General features: G+C 68.8%; 21 protein-coding genes. 4 read left to right on the top strand and 17 right to left on the bottom strand.

The features are described from left to right. Positions 1 to 3 precede the first annotated feature (3 nt). The 5 genes from purH to sucC form a co-directional block, all read right to left on the bottom strand. Positions 4 to 1,680 (bottom strand): bifunctional phosphoribosylaminoimidazolecarboxamide formyltransferase/IMP cyclohydrolase, encoded by a 1,677-nt coding sequence (purH, locus tag E3N86_RS01365; protein WP_134342988.1) that lies wholly within the window; start codon positions 1,678 to 1,680, stop codon positions 4 to 6. Then, a complete protein-coding gene (gene purN, locus E3N86_RS01360; RefSeq protein WP_134375393.1) occupies positions 1,677 to 2,270 on the bottom strand; it encodes a phosphoribosylglycinamide formyltransferase in 594 nt (197 codons plus the stop codon). The genes purH and purN overlap by 4 nt, the downstream gene beginning before the upstream one ends. A 9-nt stretch (positions 2,271 to 2,279) precedes the next feature. Further along, positions 2,280 to 3,857, bottom strand: a complete 1,578-nt coding sequence (locus tag E3N86_RS01355) for a DUF6350 family protein (protein WP_134511183.1) — start codon at positions 3,855 to 3,857, stop codon at positions 2,280 to 2,282. A gap of 316 nt (positions 3,858 to 4,173) precedes the next feature. Then, entirely contained in the window at positions 4,174 to 5,061 is an 888-nt protein-coding gene (sucD, locus tag E3N86_RS01350) for a succinate--CoA ligase subunit alpha (RefSeq protein ID WP_134511182.1), read from the bottom strand. A 13-nt stretch (positions 5,062 to 5,074) separates the two neighbouring features. Beyond that, a complete protein-coding gene (gene sucC, locus E3N86_RS01345) occupies positions 5,075 to 6,244 on the bottom strand; it encodes an ADP-forming succinate--CoA ligase subunit beta (RefSeq protein WP_104101020.1) in 1,170 nt (389 codons plus the stop codon). A gap of 234 nt (positions 6,245 to 6,478) precedes the next feature. On the opposite strand from sucC, the gene E3N86_RS01340 reads away from it, so the two are divergent. Next, positions 6,479 to 7,189: a VIT family protein gene (locus E3N86_RS01340; RefSeq protein ID WP_104100904.1), complete on the top strand. Its 711-nt coding sequence runs from the start codon at positions 6,479 to 6,481 to the stop codon at positions 7,187 to 7,189. 78 nt (positions 7,190 to 7,267) lie between these two features. Beyond that, positions 7,268 to 7,660: a DUF3054 domain-containing protein gene (locus E3N86_RS01335; RefSeq protein ID WP_134511181.1), complete on the top strand. Its 393-nt coding sequence runs from the start codon at positions 7,268 to 7,270 to the stop codon at positions 7,658 to 7,660. Positions 7,661 to 8,008: 348 nt separating this feature from the next. Here E3N86_RS01335 and E3N86_RS01330 read toward each other — a convergent pair whose 3' ends face one another. The 7 genes from E3N86_RS01330 to E3N86_RS01300 form a co-directional block, all read right to left on the bottom strand. Then, positions 8,009 to 8,242, bottom strand: a complete 234-nt coding sequence (locus tag E3N86_RS01330) for a hypothetical protein (RefSeq protein ID WP_134375397.1) — start codon at positions 8,240 to 8,242, stop codon at positions 8,009 to 8,011. A 131-nt stretch (positions 8,243 to 8,373) separates the two neighbouring features. After that, entirely contained in the window at positions 8,374 to 9,186 is an 813-nt protein-coding gene (locus E3N86_RS01325; RefSeq protein WP_241985903.1) for an FAD:protein FMN transferase, read from the bottom strand. After that, positions 9,170 to 9,682: an FMN-binding protein gene (locus E3N86_RS16640; protein WP_166784967.1), complete on the bottom strand. Its 513-nt coding sequence runs from the start codon at positions 9,680 to 9,682 to the stop codon at positions 9,170 to 9,172. Before E3N86_RS16640 ends, E3N86_RS01325 begins: the two co-directional genes overlap by 17 nt. Further along, positions 9,679 to 11,094 (bottom strand): ferric reductase-like transmembrane domain-containing protein, encoded by a 1,416-nt coding sequence (locus E3N86_RS01315; protein WP_241985902.1) that lies wholly within the window; start codon positions 11,092 to 11,094, stop codon positions 9,679 to 9,681. The genes E3N86_RS16640 and E3N86_RS01315 overlap by 4 nt, the downstream gene beginning before the upstream one ends. A 66-nt stretch (positions 11,095 to 11,160) precedes the next feature. After that, on the bottom strand, positions 11,161 to 11,985 hold the full coding sequence (locus E3N86_RS01310) for an FUSC family protein (RefSeq protein ID WP_134511180.1): 825 nt from the start codon (positions 11,983 to 11,985) through the stop codon (positions 11,161 to 11,163). A 73-nt stretch (positions 11,986 to 12,058) separates the two neighbouring features. Beyond that, positions 12,059 to 14,515: an ATP-dependent helicase gene (locus E3N86_RS01305; RefSeq protein WP_134511179.1), complete on the bottom strand. Its 2,457-nt coding sequence runs from the start codon at positions 14,513 to 14,515 to the stop codon at positions 12,059 to 12,061. 59 nt (positions 14,516 to 14,574) lie between these two features. Then, positions 14,575 to 15,591 carry a glycerophosphodiester phosphodiesterase family protein gene (locus E3N86_RS01300; protein WP_134511178.1) on the bottom strand — a complete coding sequence of 339 codons (1,017 nt, stop codon included), beginning with the start codon at positions 15,589 to 15,591 and terminating at the stop codon, positions 14,575 to 14,577. 38 nt (positions 15,592 to 15,629) lie between these two features. On the opposite strand from E3N86_RS01300, the gene E3N86_RS01295 reads away from it, so the two are divergent. Both E3N86_RS01295 and E3N86_RS01290 read left to right on the top strand, forming a co-directional pair. Beyond that, positions 15,630 to 16,166 (top strand): hypothetical protein, encoded by a 537-nt coding sequence (locus E3N86_RS01295; protein ID WP_134511177.1) that lies wholly within the window; start codon positions 15,630 to 15,632, stop codon positions 16,164 to 16,166. Between the two features lie 77 nt (positions 16,167 to 16,243). After that, positions 16,244 to 17,050 (top strand): Bax inhibitor-1/YccA family protein, encoded by an 807-nt coding sequence (locus tag E3N86_RS01290; protein WP_134511176.1) that lies wholly within the window; start codon positions 16,244 to 16,246, stop codon positions 17,048 to 17,050. A gap of 249 nt (positions 17,051 to 17,299) precedes the next feature. Here the strand turns inward: E3N86_RS01290 and guaA are convergent, their stop codons facing one another. Genes guaA through E3N86_RS01265 form a run of 5 tightly spaced genes read right to left on the bottom strand, consistent with a single transcriptional unit; the run spans position 17,300 to position 22,166 of the window. Beyond that, positions 17,300 to 18,892: a glutamine-hydrolyzing GMP synthase gene (gene guaA / locus E3N86_RS01285; RefSeq protein ID WP_241985901.1), complete on the bottom strand. Its 1,593-nt coding sequence runs from the start codon at positions 18,890 to 18,892 to the stop codon at positions 17,300 to 17,302. Then, a complete protein-coding gene (locus E3N86_RS01280) occupies positions 18,889 to 19,335 on the bottom strand; it encodes a DUF3817 domain-containing protein (RefSeq protein ID WP_134419246.1) in 447 nt (148 codons plus the stop codon). Before E3N86_RS01280 ends, guaA begins: the two co-directional genes overlap by 4 nt. Positions 19,336 to 19,344: 9 nt before the next feature. After that, entirely contained in the window at positions 19,345 to 20,130 is a 786-nt protein-coding gene (locus tag E3N86_RS01275) for an SURF1 family protein (protein WP_104100914.1), read from the bottom strand. Further along, positions 20,127 to 21,635 carry a cation:proton antiporter gene (locus tag E3N86_RS01270; protein ID WP_104100915.1) on the bottom strand — a complete coding sequence of 503 codons (1,509 nt, stop codon included), beginning with the start codon at positions 21,633 to 21,635 and terminating at the stop codon, positions 20,127 to 20,129. The genes E3N86_RS01275 and E3N86_RS01270 overlap by 4 nt, the downstream gene beginning before the upstream one ends. Before the next feature lie 3 nt (positions 21,636 to 21,638). After that, positions 21,639 to 22,166, bottom strand: a complete 528-nt coding sequence (locus tag E3N86_RS01265) for a cation:proton antiporter regulatory subunit (protein WP_104100916.1) — start codon at positions 22,164 to 22,166, stop codon at positions 21,639 to 21,641. Positions 22,167 to 22,298: the final 132 nt, after the last annotated feature.

Here is a 22,298-nt window from a genome sequence, read left to right as displayed (position 1 = left end):
CGCCTAGTGGAAGAAGTGGCGCTCCCCGGTGAAGTACATGCTGACGCCGGCATCCGCGGCCGCCTGGATGACCTCGGCGTCGCGCACGGAGCCGCCGGGCTGCACAACAGCGGTGACGCCCGCGTCGAGCAACACCTGCAGGCCGTCCGCGAACGGAAAGAACGCGTCCGAGGCCGCGACCGAGCCGGCCGCCCGGTCGCCGGCCCGCAGCACCGCGAGGTGGCAGGAGTCGACCCGGTTGACCTGGCCCATTCCGACGCCCACGGATGCCCCGCCGCGCGCCAGCAGGATGGCGTTCGACTTCACGGAGCGGCAGGCCTTCCAAGCAAACTCGAGGTCCGCCCGGGTGGCCGCGTCGACCTCGTCGCCGGCCGCGAGGGCCCAGGTCGACGAGTCGAGGTCGTCGAACGTGTCGGACTCCTGCACGAGCAGGCCGCCAGAGATCTGGCGCAGTTCGAGCGAGGATCGGTGGTAGTCAACCGGAAGCTCGAGCAGGCGGATGTTCTTCTTGGCGCTGAGCAGCTCGAACGCGGCCGGCTCGAAACCCGGGGCGACGAGCACCTCGGTGAAGATCTGACTGACGGTCTCGGCCATGCCGAGGGTGACTGTGCGGTTGGCCGCGATGACGCCGCCGAACGCGGAGATCGGGTCGCAGTCGTGCGCGCGGTGGTGCGCGGAGGCGATCGCGTCGGGCGCCTTGGGGTTGGCGACGGCGATGCCGCAGGGGTTGGCGTGCTTGATGATGGCGACGGCCGGTGCGACGAAGTCGTAGGCGGCGCGCACGGCGGCATCCGCGTCGACGTAGTTGTTGTACGACATCTCCTTGCCGTGGCGCTGCACGGCCTGCGCGATGCCCTGTCCGCCCTCGCCGAGGTAGAGGGCCGCGGCCTGGTGCGAGTTCTCGCCGTAGCGGAGCACCGCACTGCGGGTGGCCTCGATGACAAGGGTCTCGGGAAACGGCATCTCCTCGGAGAGGGCGTCGCCGATCACGGCGTCGAACTCCTCGAGGATCTCCTCGTCGAGGGCCGCTGCGTCGTCCTGCCACTGGTCGTAGACGTTCTCCGTGAACCAGGCGGAGACGCTCAGGTCGTAGCCGGCGGTGTGCTCGAAGGCGAGCGAGGCCAGCTTCTGGCGCAGCGTCAGCGGGGTGCCGCCGGCCTCGACGGCTGCGATGATCTCGTCGTAGTTGTCGGGGTCCACGACGATGGCGACGTTGGCGTGGTTCTTGGCCGCGGCGCGCACGAGGGCCGGGCCGCCGATGTCGATCTGCTCGATCACGTCGGCCGGGACCGCACCCGACAGGGCGGTCTCGACAAACGGGTACAGGTTCACGACGACGAGCTGGAATGCGGCGATGCCGAGGTCGGCGAGCTGCGCCTCGTGCGCCTCGAGGCGCAGGTCGGCGAGGATACCGGCGTGCACTCCCGGGTGCAGGGTCTTGACCCGGCCGTCGAGGGATTCGGGGAAGCCGGTGACGGCGGAGACATCCGTCACGTCGTGGCCGGCGGCGCGGATGAAGGCGGCCGTTGAACCGGTCGATACGATTTCGACGCCGGTCGCCGCGAGAGCTGCGGCCAGTTCGACCAGACCCGTCTTGTCGCTCACCGAGATGAGGGCGCGCTGCACGGGCACGACGTCGCGGTGGCGGTACAGGCTCGGGGCGTTAGTGGGACCGCTCATATGTGGGGATACTCCTTGAGATCGACGTGTCCGTTGGCGATATCGAGCACGGCCTGCACCAGCAGGCGACGCTCGACGATTTTGATGCGGTCGTGCAGGGATGCCTGGGTGTCACCGTGCAGCACCGGCACCCGTTCCTGCGCGATGATCGGTCCGTCGTCGACGCCGGTGTCAACCACGATCAGGCTGGCGCCGCTTTCGGCGACCCCGGCGGCGAGCGCGTCACGCACCCCGTGCGTCCCGGGGAATTCGGGCAGGTAGGCCGGATGCGTGTTGAGCAGGTTCGGGGTCAGCGCCGCCACCACCCGGGGCGGCAGCAGGCGCATGAAGCCGCTGAGCACGATGAGGTCGGCGTCCCACTGCTGGATCTGCGCGAGGAGCTCGTCGCCCCAGGCCTCCCGGGACGGATGCGACGTGTACGGCACCGTGAACGTGGAGATGCCGTATTCCTCGCCGAGCACGAGCCCGTCGGCGTCCCGGTCGGAGCCGATGGCCACCACGCGGGCCGGGTATTCGGCGTCGCGGCAGGCCTCGAGCAGGGAGCGAAGGTTGGATCCCCCGCCGGAGATCAGTACGACCAAGTTCAGCACGGGAGAAGCCTACCGGCGAGGGAGCGCGTCGCGCAGCCGGCCGAGGAGACGACCGACCCCGGTATCCCCACTGCGCGCCGCACGTGAAGCGGTTGCCGGCTTCGTGCCCGGCTTCGTTCCCGGCATTTCGCCCGTCGCACCGCGCCCGGAGCCGTTCTCGCCGACCGTGGGCGCGGGAGTCAGGAGACCGAGGCAGGCCGCGATGCCGACCTCGAGCGCGACCAACGCCCCGACCAGCAGCGGGTTCGGGCCGACCTCGACAAGACGGCCCGGGCCGAGAGCTCCGCCCGACCACCAGGCCAGCAGCCCGAGAAGCACACCGGCGACGAACCCGGTGCCGAGGCCCGTGAGGAGCCGTTCCGAGATGGAAGGAGGAACATCCGCGGTCGCCCGCTGCCTCAGGATGACGGCGGCGAGGAAACCGACCAGCAGCGGCACGAGCAGGCCGACAAACCCGAACGCCAGGCTGCCCTGCGGCAGCACGCCAAGGATCGGGAGGCCCGGTACGGCGCCGAGCGAGGTGCCGACCGGGGACACGCTGGTGCCCACGCCTACCGCGATGCCGGGTCCCGCAAACCAGGCCGCGGCCCAGATAACCAGGTTCGGGATCAGCGAAAGCTGCAGGAGTGTGAGCGCGATGCCGCCCAGGACGCCTGCCTGCACGGTCTCGTAGAGTCCGATGATGGTGGCGTAGCTGGTTAGGATCAGCACGAAAACGGTGATCCCGGAGACGCAGAGGATACCGGCGGCCGCGGCCGTTCCGCTCCGCAGCGCCGCGGCGGCGCCCGCGCGCACCGCGACCGGGAGCAGGCCGGCTGCGGCGCCCATGTTGCTGGTGTTGCTGCTGGTGCTGCTGGTGTTGCTGGTGTTGCTGGTGCTGCTGGTGTTGCTGGTGTTGCTGGTGCTGCTGGTGCCATTGAGGCCGTGGACGCTCTTGCCGGCGCTACTGCCGGCACCGGAACCGCTGACGCTGGCGACGTTGCCGGCGCTGTCGGCACTGCTGCCGGTTGCGCCGCGGCCCGCGCCCCGGACGACTCCCGGGAGGCGGCCGGGCAGGCCGGGGATGCTGCCGATCAGGCGGCCCAGCTGACCCTGGCCGGCGCCGATCAGAACGCCGGTGGCGAAGATGAGCGGAGGCAGAACCAGACCCTGTACCGTCTGGGGGCGCACGGCATCCGTGCCGGCCGACAGCACGAGCAGAGCGGTCAGCAGCGCGTAACCGGCGATGGCGCCCGTCACCCCGACCCAGCGGTAGGGGGTTTCCGCCGCCCGGCGGCCGGTGCGCAAGCCGAAGAGCACGGCCATCAGCGCGAAGCCCAGCAGTGCGATCGTGATCGGGAACGCGGCGTCCGAGCCGGGCAGGTTCAGGGCGGCGACGAGGGTCGGGTCGAGTTGGACGACCAGGTCGACGCCGTTGCCGACGAGCCAGACGTCGACCGCGGCACGCCAGAACACGAGCCAGTTGACGGCCATGTCGAACTGCGTGGCCCACAGAACCGTGAGCGGAACGAGCGCGATGCCGACCCCGATGGCTACGACAATGAGCGCGTCGAGCGCGGCAAGCAGGGCGGTCGTTAAGCGTTTCATCCGATCGGAGCCTACCGTTTCCGCCGCCCCGGCTCCCCTGCCCCCCGCCGCGCGCTGACGAATTCGACGGAGATTTTGCTCGATCCAGGCTGGAACAGATATTTCGGGCCGGTTCTGACCAAAATCTCCGTCGAATTCATTCGGGCCCCGAGCACGGCAGAGGCAGGGCGGCAGAGGCACGGCAGGCGGCAGGCACAGGCTCGGCAGGCGGCAGGCAGAGGCACGGCAGGCAGGCTCGCCGGCCGCGGCCGACAACGCGACAGGGCCCGCCTGGTGAGGCGGGCCCTGTCGTTCGGTGCTTGTGCAGCGATGCCGGTTACAGCGCCGCGAGAACCTCACGCAGCAGGGTGGCGGTCGCGCTCGGCGTCTTGCCGACCTTGACCCCGGCGGCCTCGAGGGCCTCCTTCTTGCCCTGGGCGGTTCCGGCCCCGTTGGAGACGATGGCGCCGGCGTGGCCCATGGTCTTGCCCTCGGGGGCGGTGAAGCCGGCTACGTAGCCGACAACGGGCTTGGTGACGTGGGCCTTGATGTACTCTGCCGCCTTCTCCTCGGCGTCGCCGCCGATCTCTCCGATCATGACGATGGCGAGCGTCTCGGGGTCAGCCTCGAACGCCTCGAGCGCGTCGATGTGCGTTGTGCCGATGATGGGATCGCCGCCGATGCCGATGGCGGTGGAGAAGCCTAGGTCGCGCAGTTCGTACATCATCTGGTAGGTCAGGGTGCCCGACTTGGAGACGAGGCCGACCGGGCCCTTGCCGGTGATGTTCGCCGGCGTGATGCCCACGAGCGCCTCACCGGGGGTGATGATGCCGGGGCAGTTCGGACCGATGATGCGGGTCTTGTTGCCCTTGGCGTTGTTGTAGGCCCAGAACTCGGCCGAGTCCTGCACGGGCACACCCTCGGTGATGATGACGAGCAGCGGGATGCCGGCGTCGATGGCTTCGATGACGGCGTCCTTGGTGAAGGCCGGCGGCACGAACGCGATGGAGACATCCGCGCCCGTCTTTTCGATCGCCTCGGCAACCGTGCCGAACACGGGCAGCTCAACGCTGCCGTGCGCGACGGTGGTGCCGGCCTTGCGAGCATTCACGCCGCCGACGACCTGGGTGCCGGCCCTCAGCATGAGGGCGGTGTGCTTGGTGCCCTCACCGCCGGTGATGCCCTGCACGATGACCTTGGAGTCCTTGTTGAGGAAGATTGACATGTTCGAAAATCCTTTACTTCGCGGCGTGGGCGAGTTCGGCGGCCTTGGCGGCACCCTCGTCCATGGTGGCGGCCAGTGTGACGAGCGGGTGGTTGGCCTCGGTGAGGATGCGACGGCCTTCCTCGACGTTGTTGCCGTCGAGGCGCACAACGAGCGGCTTGTTGGCGGCGCTGCCCAGTTCGGCGAGCGCGCCCACGATGCCCTTGGCCACAGCGTCACAGGCGGTGATGCCGCCGAAGACGTTGACGAACACGGCCTTGACCTGCGGGTCACCGAGGATGACGTCGAGACCGGCGGCCATGACCTCGGCGGATGCTCCGCCCCCGATATCGAGGAAGTTGGCAGGCTTGACGCCGCCGTGGTTTTCGCCGGCGTAGGCGACGACGTCCAGGGTGCTCATCACGAGTCCGGCGCCGTTGCCGATGATGCCCACTTCGCCGTCGAGCTTGACGTAGTTGAGGTCGTTCTCCTTGGCCTTCGCCTCGAGCGGGTCGGCAGCGGCCGCATCCTCGAGGAGGGCGTGCCTCGGGTGGCGGAAGCCGGCGTTTTCGTCGATCGTGACCTTGCCGTCGAGGGCGATGACGTCGCCCTCTTCGGTCAGCACGAGCGGGTTGACCTCGACCAGGGTCGCGTCTTCACCGGTGAATACGTTGTAGAGCTGCACGAAGACGGGTGCGACCTTGTCGACGAGGTCGGCCGGGAACTTCGCGTCGACCGCGATCTGACGGGCCGTGTTCAGGTCGATCCCGGCAATCGGGTCGATGGCCGTGTAGGCGAGCGCTTCGGGCTTCTCGACAGCGAGAACCTCGATCTCCACGCCACCCTCGTAGCTCGCGAGCGAGAGGTAGGAGCGGTTGGTGCGGTCCAGCAGCACGGAGAAGTAGAACTCCTGCGCAATACGGGCTCCGCCGGCCACCATGACCCGGTTGACGGTGTGGCCCTTGATGTCGAGTCCGAGGATGGCGCGCCCGGCGGCTTCAGCGTCGTCGGGGGTCTTCGCCACCTTCACGCCGCCGGCTTTGCCGCGGCCGCCGACCTTGACCTGGGCCTTGACGACAACAACGCCGCCCAACTTCTCGGCCGCGGTACGCACCTCCTCCGGAGTGTCCGCGATGATGCCCGGCAGAACCGGGACTCCATACTGTTCAAACAGGTCTCGTGCCTGATATTCGTAAAGATCCACGCTGCTCTTCCAATCCGCGTCGTAGCGTTCCTGCAAGGTCTTGAGGGGCAAGGGCACGGATGCCCGCGCCGCAGATAGCTCGACATCAAGACATACGTACCATTTGAAACTCTATCGGTCCCCGCCGACATCGCGAACACGCCGTGCGCCGCACGTCGGTCGCCGTGAAGTTGCCGCCGTGAGGCAAGCCAGTCCTTGCTGGCGCGGCACGCATCCGCCTGCTTGGATTCAGTCATGACTGAACCCGAACACGGCGTCGATCCCCACTCCGCCGACCATGCCTCGCGCCTGAACTGGCTGCGGGCCGGCGTGCTCGGAGCCAACGACGGCATCGTGTCGGTTGCGGCCCTGGTGGTCGGCGTCGCGGCGGCGACCACGGATGCCTCGGCGATCCTGATCGCGGGTGTCGCCGCCCTGCTCGCCGGCGCGATCTCGATGGCCCTGGGCGAGTACGTCTCGGTGAGCAGCCAGCGCGACACCGAGCGCGCCCTGATCGCCAAGGAGACCTGGGAACTCGAGAACATGCCCGAGCAGGAGCTCGCCGAACTGGCCGACCTTTACCAGGCAAAGGGGCTCACCCCCCGGACGTCGAAGCAGGTGGCCCTCGAGCTGACCGCGCACGACGCCCTCGCCGCGCACCTCGAGGTGGAACTCCACATCGGCGCCGACGAGCTGTCGAACCCGTGGCACGCCGCCTACGCCTCCGCCATCGCGTTTACGGTCGGTGCGAGCCTGCCGCTGCTGGCGGTGCTGCTGCCGCCGCCGGAGTGGCGCCTGCCGGCCACTTTCCTCGCCGTCGCGATCGCCCTGGTCATCACCGGCTGGCTGAGCTCCTACCTCGGCGGAAGTCCGAAAACCCGCGCGATCTCCCGGGTGCTCGTTGGCGGCCTGCTCGCGCTCGGAGTCACCTGGGCGATCGGCTCCCTGCTCGGCACCGCGGTCTGATCGGCAACGCGGTCTGATCGGCAACGCGGCCGGATCGGCAACGCGGTCTGACCCTCCGGGCCCCCGTAGGCTGGAAGCATGGCAATCCAGCAGAGCAGTCGGTCCAGTCTCCTCCTCGCGGCGGGACTCGACGCCGCCCTGGTGCTGGTCTTCGTGCTGATCGGCCGGGCCAGCCACCAAGAGGATATTCTCGGCACCCTGATCACCGGGCTGCCCTTCCTTGGCGGTCTCCTCGTGGGCTGGCTCATCATGCGCGCCTGGCGCAGCCCGCAAAAGATCGTCTGGACAGGCACCGGAATCTGGCTCTTCGCCGTCGGCGTCGGGATGCTGCTGCGCACCGTGAGCGGGCAGGGAACGGAATTCAGCTTCGTCGTCGTGGCGACCGTCGTGCTCGGGGTGTTCCTGCTCGGCTGGCGCGGGCTCGCGGTGCCCCTCCGCCACCGGCAGGCTCGCACCCGCGCCGTCGCGTAGCCGCTCCGTCGCGCACCCGCGCCGTCGCGTAGCCGCCCCGACGCACGTACGCTCGCCGAACGGTGAGCAGAGCTCCTCTCCCCACGGGCCACAGGGTTGAGGAGCCGAACTCACGGCTCGGCGAGCCTCTCGAGTACGCGGCGCTTCAGCGTCTCCGGCCTGAACGAATTCGACGGAGATTTTGCCAGAAACGGCCCTGATTACCCTCGAAAAGCCGTTTTTCAGGAGAATCTCCGTCGAATTGGTTCGCCGCGGGCACCGCGCTCCTCCGGGGGTGAACGGCGCCACGCGGTGCGGTCGGCTCTGATCTTCCGAGAGCGACAGAACCAATCGGTTTGACGAGGCCGGCTACTCCCGGGGTCCGGGCTCGCCGGGCTCCTCGGTTCCCCGGTCGTCGTCCTCGTCGTCAAGCTCAACCGGGCGCTGGTCGGCGTCGATCATCCACACCGCATCTCCGTGCTCGGCGAGCGGCACATCCTTGTCGAGGGTCAGTTCGATGTCATCGATCTCGCGGTCTTCGTCGAGTCCGTCGCTCGTCGCATCCGCTCGCCGCGGCCAGAGTCCCTCCGGGTCGCTCGCCATGATGACACCTCCAGTTTGATGGGAGCCGCCCCGTTTGGGCATCCCCGCGGCGGCAACGCTACGCTCCCGAGCCGCAAGCGACAAGGAAGGGCATCCAGGCAGGGCGACAGGCCCCGCGCCCGCGAGCCCGGTCAGGCCGACGCTGCCCGCAGGCCCGACGCTGCCCGCAGGCCCGGCGTGGCCAGCAGCGAACCGTCGCGCAGCACCGCCAGCACATCGATCGGGAAAGCCTCCGTGCTGCGGTCCAGTGCCGCCTGCCCGCCGGCGACGATGGCCGTGGCCAGCACATCCGCGGTCACGATGTCCCGGGCGAAGACGGTGACCTGGCGGTAGGGCGACACCCCGCCGTCGACGGTGGTCCAGATGTGGTCGCCGCGCTCCGCGCTGCCCGAGGTGGCCACGGCCCGCACCGGCAGGGTCAGCGGCACCGTGGCGAGCAGGGTTCCTCGGTCCAGAGGGTCGACGATCCCGGCCGACCAGCCGAGGCCGGACGCCCGGTCACCGCCGACGAGGATGTCCCCGCCTGCGTTGAGCGACCAGTCCCGGGCTCCGATTCGGTTCAGCAGGTCTCCGGCCTCCGCGATCGCGAGGCTCTTGACGATGCCGGACAGGTCGATGGCGCCGTCGGCGCGGTGCGGGGTGAAGACCCCGTCGGTGCGGCCCCGCCACGCCAGGGCGAGCGCGTAGCAGTTGCGGAGTTCGGGCCCGGCCTGGGTGAGCCGCAGCTCGCCGCGGTTGACGCGGCTGAGCTCCGACCCCTCCCGGTGGAGGCTGAAGCGTTCGTTCCAGCCTCGGAACACCTCCACGACCGCGTTCCGGGCAGCAGCCAGGCGGGCGTCGTCGTGCGGGGCGGCGCCGTCACCGAGACGGATGCTGATGACGGTCCCCATGCTCAGGGCCGTGATCGCCGTGTGACCGGCCACCGCGCTAGAACTGCGCGGCATCGAGGGCTGCCTGGAGCGAACGGAGGTACCCCTGGGTCGTGTACGTCGCGCCGCTGACGTTCGCCACGTTGGCGGACTGCGCGGCGAGCACCTCGTCCCGCAGGATCGGGGCCGCCCGGTTGCTGATCTGGACCGACTTCCGGTCGTCATTGGTCAGCTGCAGCGGGGTGACCATGGTGATCGTGCCGTTGTCGATGGTCACCGACACCTGCATCGGGCCGAACCGGGTCTGCACGGCTGAGCCCTCGAACGTGCCGGTGACGCTGGTGGGCGCGAGCGCCTCGGCGACAGGTGCCGACGCGTCGATCGTGGTCGTCGCACCGCCCGTGCCACCGCCCGTCGAGGACACGCCCGTCGTTTCGTTGGACGGCGGCCTCGTCAGGGTCGTCGTCAGCGTGGCCTGCAGGGATTGCACGGCGGGGGCTCCGACGAGCCAACCCACCGACAGAACGGAAACGGAAGCCAGGGCGGCCGCAGCCGCTGCTCGAATTCTCACCAGTCAAACCTTTCGAAATGAATCTGTCGCGGGGGAAGGCCGGCCGAGCGGGCATCCCGCACGACCTCATCAGTCCACCGCCGTGGACCACAGACGTACACGTCCGCGTCACGCAGCCGCGGCACCAGGGTCAGCAGGTTCACCGGGCCCGCCACCGCGTCGGCGGGCAGCCAACTCTCCACACCTGGCGGCCGCTTCCCCACGATGACGCGGAACTCCGCACCCCGCGCCCGGCACAACTCGGCGAGTTCGTCGGCCAGGTAGCTGTCTGCGAGCGTGTGGGAGCGCAGGATGACCGTGGCCTGCCCGGGCAGGAAACTCGCCGTCTCCAACAGGGAGCGGATCGGGGCGACGCCGATACCGGCGGCCACGAGCACGATCCGCGGTGACGTTCTGGCCCGGTCGGTGAACAGTCCGTATGGGCCCTCGACGCTCACCCGGGTGCCCCGGCGCAGGCCGCCGAGCGCGGCAGAGGCGTCGCCAAGGGAGCGCACCGTGATGCGCAGGGAGTTGCCGGTGGGCGCGGCCGAGAGGGAGAACGGATGCGCCTGCCACCAGAGCCCGGGAGTCCAGAACCGCCAGATGAAGAACTGCCCGGCGTCGGCCTGAAGCCGGGCCAGGCGGTGGCCGGACACACGGATCGAGACGACGCCGTCGGCGACCCGGTCGACGCCCTCCACCCGCAGCCGGGCCCTCAGCGAGCGGACGACCGGCAGGATGACCCGGAAGACGAGGATCGAGCCGGCCACCCCCACGTACAGGGCCAGCCAGTAAAACCACTGCGGCGAGCCGGCGACCAGGAGGGCCCCGACGGTGAGCTGGTGCGGCAGCGACGCCAGCACGGCCACGTAGGAGAGCAGGTGCACGATGTACCACACCTCGTACGGCAGGCGGTGCCGAACGATCACGATCGAGCTGACGACCACCAGCACCAGGAGTCCGAGGCCGATGACGGCCAGGAGCATGTCCGGCAGCACGGTCAGCATGCGCCACACCTCGGCGACGACGCTGATCTCGCCGGCCAGCGCGTAGCCCACGATCAAAAGCCCGGCGTGCGCGAGGATCAGGGAGAGCGCCGGCTTACCGAGCGACTGGTGCAGGGCCATCGCACCGTCGTGGCCGAAGGCCCGGTCGATGGCGGGCAACCGTGCGGCCAGCAGCATCATGATCAGGAGCAGGTCTGTGCCGATCAGTCCGGCCAGCACGCCGAGGGAGGTGAGCACGTCTGCGGGGGTGGCGAAGCGGGCAGCGCCGCCATCGGCCAGGAACAGGGCGATGACGAGGGCGACGGAGACGGTACAGAGAACCTGCAGGGTGTCAGCCAGCCGCATCCGTTGCCGGTATTCGGGGCGCACGCGCGGCGCGGGAGCAGTGCGCCGACGCGGCGGGGTGGTGCGGGTGTCGATGCTCATGCGAAGAGCCTCGCGAGCGTACCAATCGACGGGCTATCGAAAAGCTGGGAGCAACCTGTGCAGTTCCTAAGCGTTCAGGGGTGGACGCTGTCCACCGAGCCGACGCGAATGCTGCCGGGCGAGGCCGCGCGCCGCGAGCACGATCAGCACCGCGACCCCGCCGCCGAGCGCGGTTTCCACCACCCGGTCGACCAGCAGCGTCGGCACGGCGACCGGGTCGGCCAGGTGAGCCACGGTCAGCGCCAATGGCGTGACGAACAGCAGGGCGGCGCCGTAGTGCCTGCCGATCAGGATTTCCGCGCCGAACTGGCCGATCGCGATCACCGCGATCAGCACCCAGACGGATGGCCCGGGCAGCAGCACGAGGGCGGTCACCGCCACTCCGAGCGCGGTACCGATGATGCGGTGCACCGCCCGGGAGATGGAGTGCGCGGCACGGGGCGGCGGGAGCACGGCGACCACGCTCACCACTGCCCGGTAGGGGTGCCCGATGCCCACGAAGAGGGCGAGCCCGCCGTCCAGCAGCACGCCGACCTGGTGCTGCAGGATGGTGAGCCACACCTGGACGTCGCGGAACGCGGCCGGTCGCAGCAGCGGCGTGCGCGGCAGCTCCTTGAACAGGTCGCCGGAGCGGTCTCCGACCAGGCGCCGAAACGCCCAGCCGGACATGGTGAGCAGCCAGGCCAGCGCGGCGCTCGTCACTGCCACCAACAGGCGCGGCAGCATCTCGTCGACCGGCGCGGGAACCTGCGCACAGACCAGGTAGGCGAACACGAAGAAGATCGGCGTGCCGGGGAACAAGCCATACGTCGATGCCAGCAGGATCCCCGCCGTGATCACGAGCAGGAGCCCGAGCACCAGGGCCGGCAGGGTTGCCTCGGCCACGCTCATCACGAGCCCGGCGGCGACGCTGACCAGCAGGAAGGCCGCGGCGCGCCGGGACCCGCGGCACGCGGCTCCGCCACTAGAGCTTCTCGATCGGCGCGATCTTGATCAGAAGCTTCTTTGCGCCCGCCGTGTCGAACTGGACGTGCGCGATGCGCTTGGTGCCGTCACCGGTGACCTGGTTGACGCGGCCGTCGCCGAAATCGACGTGACGGATGCGGTCGCCCTGCATCAGGGTGAGGTCACCGTTGTCGCGCACCTGGCTCGGCACCCGGCTGGCCCATTCGGTCTTCTTCTTCGGCGCGGGCGGCAGCGCCTGCGGGTCACCGCGCCCCGCGAACCCGCCGCCGAACCCGTCGCGTCTCGCGTTCAGCGCCCGGGGCTGGGTACCGCCGCGGGAGTTCGCCATGCCCGGGGACTGCTTCCAGTCGATCAGGTCGACGGGGATCTCCTGCAGGTAGCGGCTGGGCATGGCCACGTTAATGTCGCCGAACTGGGCCCGGGTCATCGCCAGGGAGAGGTAGAGCCTCTGGCGGGCTCGGGTGATGCCCACGTAGAACAGGCGCCGCTCCTCGGCGGGCCCGCCGGGCTCGTTGGCCGACATCTGGTGCGGCAGCAGGCCCTCCTCCACGCCGGTCAGGAACACGGCCTCGTATTCGAGTCCCTTCGCCGTGTGCAGGGTCATCAGGGACACCGTTCCGGAGGCGTCGTCGAGGTCGTCGGCGGCGGCGACCAGGGACACCTGGGTGAGGAAGTCGACCAGCCCCGAGTCGGGGTTCTCCTTGTTGAAGTCCTTGGTCTGGGCGACGAGTTCCTCGATGTTCTCGGCGCGCGCCTCGTCTTGCGGGTCGCGGCTGCCTCGCAGCAGGCTGAGCAGTCCGCTGCCATCGAGCAGGAACGTAAGCAGCTCGGACACGTTCGCCATGCCGGCCGGGTTCTCCGGGTCGAGCTTCAGCGCCGCCTCGTCGAGCAAGGTTGCCAGCTTCAGGATGGCCCCGGTCACCTTGGGGCCGAGGCCCAGCGATGCGCAGTCGCGCATCGACTGCCGGAAGCTGATCTGGTTCGCCTCCGCGAAGCTCGCCAGCGCCGTCTCGGTGGCCGGGCCGATTCCGCGCTTGGGGGTGTTCAGGATGCGACGCAGCGCCAGTTCGTCGTTCGGGTTCGCGACGGCGATCAGGTATGCCAGCGCATCCTTGATCTCAGCCCGCTCGTAGAACTTGGTGCCGCCGACGACCCGGTAGGGCACCGCGGAGCGCACCAGGATTTCTTCAAGCGCACGGGTCTGCGCGTTGGTGCGGTAGAACACGGCCATGTCGCGGTAGGCCATGCCGGCGCGGTGCAGCACCTCGATCTCGTCCGAGACGAACTGGGCCTCGTCGTGACCGGAATAGGCCGTGTAGCCCACGATCTTCTCGCCGTCGCCGCCCGCGCTCCACAGTTTCTTGTCTGTGCGGTCGAAGTTGTGGCCGATCACCGCGTTGGCGGCCGAGAGGATGTTCTGGGTCGAGCGGTAGTTCTGCTCGAGCAGGATCACCCTGGTGCCCGGAAAGTCGCGCTCGAACTCGCTGATGTTGCGGGTGTCCGCGCCTCGGAAGGCGTAGATCGACTGGTCGGAGTCGCCGACCACGGTGAGCGAGGCTCCCGGGATGCCGCCGGAGGCGTCGCGCAGGTTGCGCACGTGCACACCGGTCGCCTCCATCTCCTCGGCCAGGTCGGGCTCGACGGGACGGGTCAGCTCGCGCACCAGCGAGTACTGCGCGTGGTTGGTGTCCTGGTATTCGTCGACCAGGATGTGGCGGAACCGGCGCCGATAGAGGGCCGCGACCTTCGGGAACGCGCGGAACAGGTAGACCGTCTCGCCGATCAGGTCGTCGAAGTCGAGGGCGTTGGCCGCGCGCAGCCGATGGGTGTACTGCCGGAAGATCTCGACGAACATGACCTCCTGCGGGTCGCTCATGTTCGCGTTGCGGGCGTAGGAGTCGGCGTCCGCGAGCTCGTTCTTGAGCTTGGAGATCTTCGCTGACGCATTACCGGGCGTGAAGCCGAGCGTATCGGCGTCGAGGGCCTTGATGATGCGCTTGAGCGTGACCTTGGTGTCGGCCGAGTCGTAGATGCTGAACGTGGCGGAGAGGCCCGCGCTTTCCGCTTCGCGGCGCAGGATGCGCACGCAGGAGGAATGGAAGGTGCTGATCCACATGCCGTCGGCCCCCTGGCCGAGGATCGCCCGCACCCGCTCCCGCATCTCCGCCGCGGCCTTGTTGGTGAAGGTGATGGCGAGGATCTGGCTCGGCCAGGCCTCGCGGCTCTCCAGCAGACTGGCGATGCGGCGGGTGAGCACGCTGGTCTTCCCGGAGCCGGCGCCCGCGATGATCAGCAGCGCCGGTCCGCGGTACAGCACGGCCTCGCGTTGCTGGGGGTTGAGCCCTTCGAGCAGTGGACTCTCTCGGTCGCGCGGAGCCGCTCCGTCCAGGATGATGGGCACCGCGGAGGGGACCTGGCGGGCGGGCGTGTGGTCCGGGTCGAAGAGGGTCGTCATATCGCTCCCAATTCTAGGTGCTGCGTCTGACACCGCCCCGGTGCGGGGCAGCGCCCCGGTCAGTCCTCCGCGGCCAGCTCGTCCCGCACGAGCACCGCCAGGTCGGGGTGGTCGGCGAAGACCCCGTCGATCCCGGTGCCGAGGATGGTGCGGAACTCGGCCTGCCAGTTTCCGAAGTCGGCCCGCAGCCGCCCACGGCGGAACGTCTTCGCAAGGTACCGGTTCTCCGGGCGCAGCGTCCAGCAGTAGATCTCCAGGTCCGCGGCGTGCGCGGCGTCGACCAGGTCGGAGGCGCCGGAGACGTGACCATCGGCATCCGTGGCCAGGATGAGGGATTTGGGCACGCTGATCCCGTCGACCGTGCCGCTCAGCCCGTAGAGCCCGGTGTCGGAGAGGTAGTCGGCGTAGTGGGACGCTTTCGGCCCGAGCAGCGCGACCTCGTCGGCGGGTTTGCCGCGCGCCTCGAGCAGGAAGACACGCTTGCCGTAGATGCCGCGCGCGTAGACCTTGTCGAGGAGGCTGCGCTCGAAGCTCTCGATGGTGAGGCGGCCGTCGCCGGCGTTCCAACCGGCGTCGTTGACCTCGGCGGCGAACAGCTCGTCGAGCGGAAGCCCGATCAACTCGAAGTAGGTGGCGTGCTTGAGCTCGGCGACGACGCCGATGGGCCGGCGCACCCGTCCGGACAGCCGGTCCATCAGCTTGAACACGTCCCGCAGGCGCAGCAGGGGGAACCGGTCGTCGAAGGTGGCGCTTGCCTTCCGCACCTCGGGCAGGCGCTCCCGGGCGCGCAGGGTGCGCAGCTCGGCCCAGGTGAAGTCCTCGGTGAACCAGCCGGTGAGCCGGATGCCGTCGATCACCTTGGTCGCCCGGCGGCCGGCGAACTCGGGGTGCGCTGCGACATTCGTCGTCGCCCCGATCTCGTTCTCGTGGCGCACCACCAGTACACCGTCGCGGGTGGCGACGATGTCAGGCTCGACCGCGTCCGCGCCGAGAGCGACGGCCAGTTCGTAGGCGGAACGGGTGTGCTCTGGTCGGTAACCGCTCGCCCCGCGGTGACCGATCACAATCGGCTGCATTTGCCAACCCTACGCGTGCAACTGCCAGAATCGAGGCGATGACACCCTGGACCGTTCCACCGACCCGCCTGCACCGGTGGGGCAGCTACCGCGCCCGCTACGTGACCGGACTGACGCTGGTCGTGCTCGGGGTGCTTGCCACGAACTTCACCAGTACCTACAGCCTGTTCTTCCTGGCCATCGGCCCGCCCCTGCACGTGCTGGGCTGGCTGATTCTGCCGGGGGCCCTGTGGCGGCGGCTCACGGTTCTGGTTCCGGCCCTGCTGTGCAGCATCCTGCTGCTGGGCGGAGCCGATTTCAACGGTGTCTTCGCCGTGCTTCTGGCCTGCTGGCTGCTCGTGCGGCACCGCCCGTGGTTGAGCTACCTGGCCCTGATCCCGTCGATCACGATGAGTTTCCTGCTCAAGGACGCGCTGAACAATTACGACCAGAACTGGGTCGGTTATCTAATCGGTTTCATCACCACGGCGGCCTCCTCCTGGCTCGCCTGGTGGCTGGCCGGCTGGTCGGCGGGGCGCCGCCCCCGGTCACCGCGAGTCGCAAACCTGAATACGGCGGATCCCCAGCAGATCTGAATAGAATCTAGGAACTGTCCAGCACTTACCGGTGTTGGCTCCGCTACCTACCCACTTGATTGTGAGCTTCGGCAACCATGGCATCTTCCAACCCCGCATTCTCCCGAAACGCCGCGTTCGGCGCTCCTGGCGCCACTGCAGGTGGCAAGGTGCTCTCCGACAGCGACCTGCAGGGCATGTTCAACGCTCCCTCCGCCGGTTCACAGGACACCGACCGGATGAGCTACGACGACACCATCCGCAAGACGGTGCTCAGCTTCGCCTTGCTGCTGGTGACCGCAGCCATCGGCTGGCTGGTCACCCCGGTGACGATGCTGCCGCTCATCGTCGGCGCGATCGCGGGTCTGGTCCTCGGACTGGTCAACGCGTTCAAAAAGGAGCCGTCGCCGCCCCTGATCCTCGCGTACGCCGCGGCCCAAGGCCTCTTCGTCGGTGGCATCTCGATCGTCTTCGAGCAGATCTACCCGGGTGTCGTCACCCAGGCCGTGCTCGCCACGCTCGTCGTCGTCGGCGTCACGCTGGCCCTCTTCGCCAGCGGCAAGATCCGCGCCTCCAAGAAGGCCACCAAGGTCTTCATGATCGCCATGATCGGCTACGGCGTGTTCTCGCTGATCAACTTCGGCATGATGGTCTTCGGCGCGACCGACGGTGCGTTCGGTCTTCGCAGCGCCGAGATCTTCGGCATCCCGATCGGCCTCCTGATCGGCGTCCTCGCCGTGATCATGGCCGCGTACTCGCTGGTGCTCGACTTCGACTTCATCCAGCGCGGCGTCAACAACCGAATCCCCCGCAAGTACGGCTGGACCGGGGCCTTCGGCATCATGCTCACCGTCGTCTGGCTCTACGTCGAGATGCTCCGCATCTTCGCCATCGCCCGCGAGTAGCACCCACCCCGCCGCACGACCGCACGACGAAAGGGCCGCCTCACCGGGGCGGCCCTTTCGTCGTACTCACCCCCAAAGTTGCTTGTCCCTCAGCGATCGCGAGGCGGGGAGAGGGCGTGTCGCGGGGTGTCGAGTTATGGGCGGCGGATGCCGGCCCCGGAGCGGAGCGGAGGGTCCGGCATCCGCCGCCCATTGTTTGAGCTGAGGAGCGACACTCTTACTCCCCGCGTCACAACCGGGAGCATTCCCCTACTCCCATTCGATGGTCCCCGGCGGCTTGGACGTGACGTCGAGCACGACGCGGTTCACCCCGTCCACCTCGTTCGTGATCCGGTTCGAGATCCGCGCCAACAGGTCGTACGGCAGGCGGGTCCAGTCGGCCGTCATGGCGTCTTCCGACGACACCGGGCGCAACACGATCGGGTGCCCGTAGGTGCGGCCGTCACCCTGCACGCCCACGGACCGCACGTCGGCGAGCAGCACCACCGGGCACTGCCAGATCTCACGGTCGAGGCCCGCGGCGCTCAGCTCGGCGCGCACGATCGCATCCGCGTGGCGAAGCAGGTCGAGCCGGTCCTGGGTGATCGAGCCCACGATGCGGATGCCGAGTCCGGGTCCGGGGAACGGCTGGCGCTGCACGATCTCGGCTGGCAGTCCCAGCTCGGCGCCGATCGCGCGCACTTCGTCTTTGAACAAGGTGCGCAGCGGTTCGATCAATTCGAACTGCAGGTCTTCCGGCAGGCCCCCGACGTTGTGGTGGCTCTTGATGTTGGCGGTGCCGCTGCCGCCGCCGGACTCGACGACGTCCGGGTACAGGGTGCCCTGCACGAGGAAGCGGATCGGGTCTTCATTCGTTGCCGCCGCTTCCTTGATCAATTCGGCCTGAGCCTGCTCGAAGGTGCGGATGAACTCACGACCGATGATCTTGCGCTTGGTCTCCGGGTCGCTGACGCCCTCCAGCGCGGTCAGGAACCGCTCACGCACATCGATGGTGACCAGACGCACGCCGGTGGCCTTGACGAAGTCTTCCTCGACCTGACGGCGCTCGTCCTGGCGGAGCAGGCCGTGGTCGACGAACACGCAGACGAGCTGGTCGCCGATGGCCTTGTGCACGAGGGCAGCGGCCACGGCGGAATCGACTCCGCCGGAGAGCCCGCAGATGACCTTGCCGGTGCCGACCTGGGCCTGGATGCGGGCCACCTGTTCGGCGATGACGTTGCCGCTGTTCCAGTCGGCGGGGATGCCGGCGGCGCGGTGCAGGAAGTTCTCGAGCACGTTCTGGCCGAATTCGGAGTGCTTGACCTCGGGGTGCCACTGCACGCCGTAGAGCCGGCGCGTATCGTTCGCGAAGGCGGCGACCGGGGTGGAGCTCGTGGACGCGAGCACCGAGAAGCCGGCGGGGGCTTTCGACACGGAGTCACCGTGGCTCATCCACGCCGTCTGCTCGGCCGGCTGCCCGGCCAGCAGCGCGTTGCCGCTGTCGGTGACTCTGACCGGGGTCGCGCCGTACTCGCTCCGGCCAGTGCGGGCCACCTCGCCGCCAAGGGTCGTGGCCATCACCTGAAAGCCGTAGCAGATGCCCAGGATCGGGATGCCCAGGTCGAAGATGTCCGGGTCGAAGGTGGGGGCACCCTCGGCGTAGACGCTGGACGGCCCACCGCTGAGCACGATGCCGAGCGGGTTCTTCTCCGCGACCTCGGCCGCGGTGATCGAGTGGGCCACGATCTCGGAGTAGACGGATGCCTCGCGCACCCGGCGCGCGATCAGCTGCGCGTACTGGGCACCGAAGTCGACCACCAGAACGGGGCGGGCACCGGTCGAGGCGCTCACAGCGGCGCTCACGAGCGGGCCTCGGCCCCAGCGGCAGCGGCAGCCGAGTCGGCGTGCGTCGCCAGGAAGGCGTTGACCTCGCGCGCGACGCGCACCTCGAGGAAGAAGGACAGGGTAGGAATGATGCCTCCGAGTGCGATCAGCAGAAACTTGGGGAATGACCAGCGCATCAGGCTCCAGAGCTGGAAGTCACTGAACAGGTAGAGCACGTACAGCCAGCCGTGCACGATCAGGATGCCGGTGCTCAGGTTGAATGCGGTCACCGAGTCCCGGGCGACGAGGGCGATGATCCCGTTCGGGCCGCCGACTTCGATTTCGAGCTGCAGCACGAACTTCAGGAAGACCTCGACGCAGAGCAGCAGCAGGAAGACACCGGTGATGACCGAGGAAACCTTGTAGAGCCGGAGCGCACCGGGGATTTTGGGGATGTCGGCAGGCTTGGGGTCAAGTGGCATGGGCCAATTCTAGACGGCCTCCGTCGCGTCGATGGCGGCCTGCTCCTGCTGACGCTCCCAGTCGTCCCGAACCAGGCGGTACCAGAGGAACACCGCGAAGCCGGCGAAGACTGCCCACTCGAGGGCGTAGAAGATGTTCAGCCAGTTGACCGATGCGTCGTTGCCGGGCACGGGCGAGTCGATCACGGTGAGGTTCGCGGCAGCATCCGTGTCGACGATGTAGCCGGCGTAGACGGACTGGTCGGTGAAGTCCGCCCACCGGTTGATCAGCGCGGCGGTGGAGACCGTGGTCTGGGTGCGCGGGTCGCTGTCCTCGTCCGGCACGACGGGAGCCTCGGAGGGAACGAAGCGGCCCGTCACGGTCTGCTGCTGCGCGGCGGCCTGCGCCGAGAGCGCCTCGATCGCCGACCTCGCCTCCTCCTCGGTGGCGGCCCAGCCGCGAGCCACGGCGATGGTGGAGACGGGCACGGATGCCGTTTCCACCGTCGACAAGCGGCTCACTACCCAGAAACCGCTGTCGCCCCCGTTGAGGCGTTCGCTGATCAGCACGTCGTCCCCCGGCACGAAGGAGCCGTCCACGGTGACCAGCTGGCCGGTCGCTGACTCGCGCGGCGGCCCGTCCGGCGACACCGCCTCGTGGAGCGGCTGCACGGTCTCGGTGCTGCGCTCCACGACTTCGCCGGACGCGATGGCGCGTTCGAGCTGCCACCGGCCGAGCAGGGCGAAGGCCGCGGCGATCGCGAGCGCCAGCAGCAGCGCGATCAGCCAGCGCGGCCGGAGCATGGTTGTGATCATGAGTAGTCCCCTGAAGCGGTGTCACGCGCCGGCTTGTCGACCGGGCCGGTTTCGGCCGGGCGCCGGCCGGAGATGAAGTCGAGCATGGAGTCCGGGGCCGCGGACGCCGGTCCGTCGGCCGCGGCGGCATCTGCCTCCGAGTCGGCGGTCGCGTCGGCAGGCGCCATGGCCGACCCCGCGCCGGGTGCCGCGGCGGTCGGGCGCTGGCGGTGGTCGGCGAGGAGACGGTCGGCGGCGCGTTGGGCATCCGTGCCGGTGTCGGCGGCGGTGGCCGCCTCGACCAGGGCGATTTCCTCCGCCAGCATCACGTCGTGGGCGCGTTTCCGCGCCGGGACGGCTTTCCGGCGTCGCCGCAGGGCCGCGCCGATCTTCTCGGAGTTCGCCGCGAAGAGCGGCCCCAGGATCGCCATCGTAAGCACGTAGAGGCCGGCGAAGGGCTGCAGCCGCTGATCGAGACCAGCGGTCACCGACAGGGTTGCCAGGATCAGCGTGAACTCGCCGCGGTTGACGAAGATGGCCGCGGTGTTGAGTCCCTCCCGCGGGCCCATGCCGTGCAGTTTCGCCATCAGCATTCCGGAGATCAGGCTGAGCACGAAGGTCATGCCGACGGCCGCGAACACGATGGTGATCACCGATCCGAATTCGGCCACGTTCAGCGCGAGGCCGAAGTTGAGGAAGAAGAAAGCCCCGAACACGTCGCGCAGGGGTACGGCGACGCGCTCGATCCGGCCGCGGTACGTGCTCGCGCCGAGCACCACCCCGATCAGGAAGGCCCCGATCGCATCCGTCACGCCGATGATCTCACCGATCCCGGCAAAGAGCACGGCGAGCCCGAAGAAGAGGATGGTGAACAGTTCGTCGTCCTTGGTGCGCATCAGCCGGGAGACGACTTTGGCGCCCCAGCGGGCCACCGAGAACATCACGACGAGAAAGAGGAAGGCGATGCTCAGTTGCAGCACGATCGGCCAGGCCTCGGTCTTGCCGCTGAGCACGACGGAGACGATCGCCAGGTAGACCGCGATGAAGATGTCGCCGACGACGGTCACGCCGAGGATCATCGGAGTTTCCTTGTTGGCAAGCCGGCGCAGTTCAATCAGGAGCTTGGTGATGATGGCGCTCGAGGAGGTGCCGGTCATTCCGGCGATCACAAGGGCCTCCCGGCTGCCCCAGCCGACCATCAGGCCGAACGCGAAGCCGACTCCCATGTTGATCAGAACGTAGGAGCCGCCGGAAATCAGGAGTTTTCCGGCGTCGCCGAAGAACGCCTCCTGGTCGAATTCGAGGCCGAGGCTGAACAGGAGCAGGATCAGCCCGAAAATGGCGATCAGTTCGATGTCCGCCGACTGGAAGTCCAGCGGGAACCAGCCGGTGTTCGGGCTGGCCAGGAGCCCGACAATCATGTAGATGGGGATGGACGGCAGCCCGATCAGCTTTCCGGCACGACCGAGGAGATAGGCAACGACGAGCAGGATGCCAAGAGTGATGAGGTCTTCGCCGAGTTGCATGTACTAGCCCCCGGGCGGCGCGTCGACGGACTTGGCCTTAACCTCGCCGGTGCGGAAGAAGGCGAAGGCCTTCGCGACCTTCTCGGGCGAGCCGGCGACGACGAGCGTGTCGCCGGGGAAGACACGGAAGTCGTGGGCGGGCGCCGGGTTCGCGGACTCCCCGCGGACGACGGCCACGACCGTCAGACCGGCTATGCCGCGGTCGGCGGGGTTGCCGAGCGCCTGGCCGGCGATGTGGTCTTCGTAGTCGACGGTGAACCAGTCGATGCTGAGGCCGGGGATCTGGTCGAGCGCGGTGAGCGACTCGGTGATCTGGGTGCCGCCGAGGAGCTCGGCGAGTGTGTGCGCTTCGTCTTCGTTCAGCCGCAGGGACACCTTGGCGGCGTCGGGGCCGCCCTCGTCGTCCGCGAAGGTGATGAGGTCGCTGTGCCCCGAGCGGTGGGCGATGACGCCCACTTTGCCGCCGTCATCCGTGATGAAGGTGTGCAGCACTCCCACCCCGGGAAGTTTGACCCGCCGAACGTCAACCATGGTGCAACTCCTGAGGTTTGTGGGCAGTCAGCCCAGTCTACCGGAGCGAGTTTGCGTGCCTCCCGCCCGCTGTCGCGCCGCCAGCCCCGCGGCCCCGCAGCCCCGCAGCCCGCCGCCCGCCGCCGCGCCGCC

It is taken from the genome of Cryobacterium sp. Hz7, from assembly GCF_004402815.1.
GTDB lineage: Bacteria > Actinomycetota > Actinomycetes > Actinomycetales > Microbacteriaceae > Cryobacterium > Cryobacterium sandaracinum.
Note: the sequence above shows the minus strand (reverse complement) of the source record. Positions and strands in the feature narration are given on the sequence as shown.

Excerpts from the sequence above, each read along its gene's own strand:
- E3N86_RS01335 (WP_134511181.1), top strand. The coding sequence starts at position 7,268 with ATGGCAATCCAGCAGAGCAGTCGGTCCAGTCTCCTCCTCGCGGCGGGA.
- E3N86_RS01295 (WP_134511177.1), top strand. The coding sequence starts at position 15,630 with ATGACACCCTGGACCGTTCCACCGACCCGCCTGCACCGGTGGGGCAGC.
- E3N86_RS01265 (WP_104100916.1), bottom strand. The coding sequence starts at position 22,166 with ATGGTTGACGTTCGGCGGGTCAAACTTCCCGGGGTGGGAGTGCTGCAC.
- E3N86_RS01340 (WP_104100904.1), top strand. The coding sequence starts at position 6,479 with ATGACTGAACCCGAACACGGCGTCGATCCCCACTCCGCCGACCATGCC.
- sucD (WP_134511182.1), bottom strand. The coding sequence starts at position 5,061 with ATGTCAATCTTCCTCAACAAGGACTCCAAGGTCATCGTGCAGGGCATC.
- E3N86_RS01315 (WP_241985902.1), bottom strand. The coding sequence starts at position 11,094 with ATGAGCATCGACACCCGCACCACCCCGCCGCGTCGGCGCACTGCTCCC.
- E3N86_RS01290 (WP_134511176.1), top strand. The coding sequence starts at position 16,244 with ATGGCATCTTCCAACCCCGCATTCTCCCGAAACGCCGCGTTCGGCGCT.
- E3N86_RS01355 (WP_134511183.1), bottom strand. The coding sequence starts at position 3,857 with ATGAAACGCTTAACGACCGCCCTGCTTGCCGCGCTCGACGCGCTCATT.
- E3N86_RS01330 (WP_134375397.1), bottom strand. The coding sequence starts at position 8,242 with ATGGCGAGCGACCCGGAGGGACTCTGGCCGCGGCGAGCGGATGCGACG.
- E3N86_RS01300 (WP_134511178.1), bottom strand. The coding sequence starts at position 15,591 with ATGCAGCCGATTGTGATCGGTCACCGCGGGGCGAGCGGTTACCGACCA.
- E3N86_RS01280 (WP_134419246.1), bottom strand. The coding sequence starts at position 19,335 with ATGCCACTTGACCCCAAGCCTGCCGACATCCCCAAAATCCCCGGTGCG.
- E3N86_RS01270 (WP_104100915.1), bottom strand. The coding sequence starts at position 21,635 with ATGCAACTCGGCGAAGACCTCATCACTCTTGGCATCCTGCTCGTCGTT.
- E3N86_RS01305 (WP_134511179.1), bottom strand. The coding sequence starts at position 14,515 with ATGACGACCCTCTTCGACCCGGACCACACGCCCGCCCGCCAGGTCCCC.
- E3N86_RS01325 (WP_241985903.1), bottom strand. The coding sequence starts at position 9,186 with ATGCCGCGCAGTTCTAGCGCGGTGGCCGGTCACACGGCGATCACGGCC.
- E3N86_RS01275 (WP_104100914.1), bottom strand. The coding sequence starts at position 20,130 with ATGATCACAACCATGCTCCGGCCGCGCTGGCTGATCGCGCTGCTGCTG.
- purH (WP_134342988.1), bottom strand. The coding sequence starts at position 1,680 with ATGAGCGGTCCCACTAACGCCCCGAGCCTGTACCGCCACCGCGACGTC.
- E3N86_RS01310 (WP_134511180.1), bottom strand. The coding sequence starts at position 11,985 with ATGAGCGTGGCCGAGGCAACCCTGCCGGCCCTGGTGCTCGGGCTCCTG.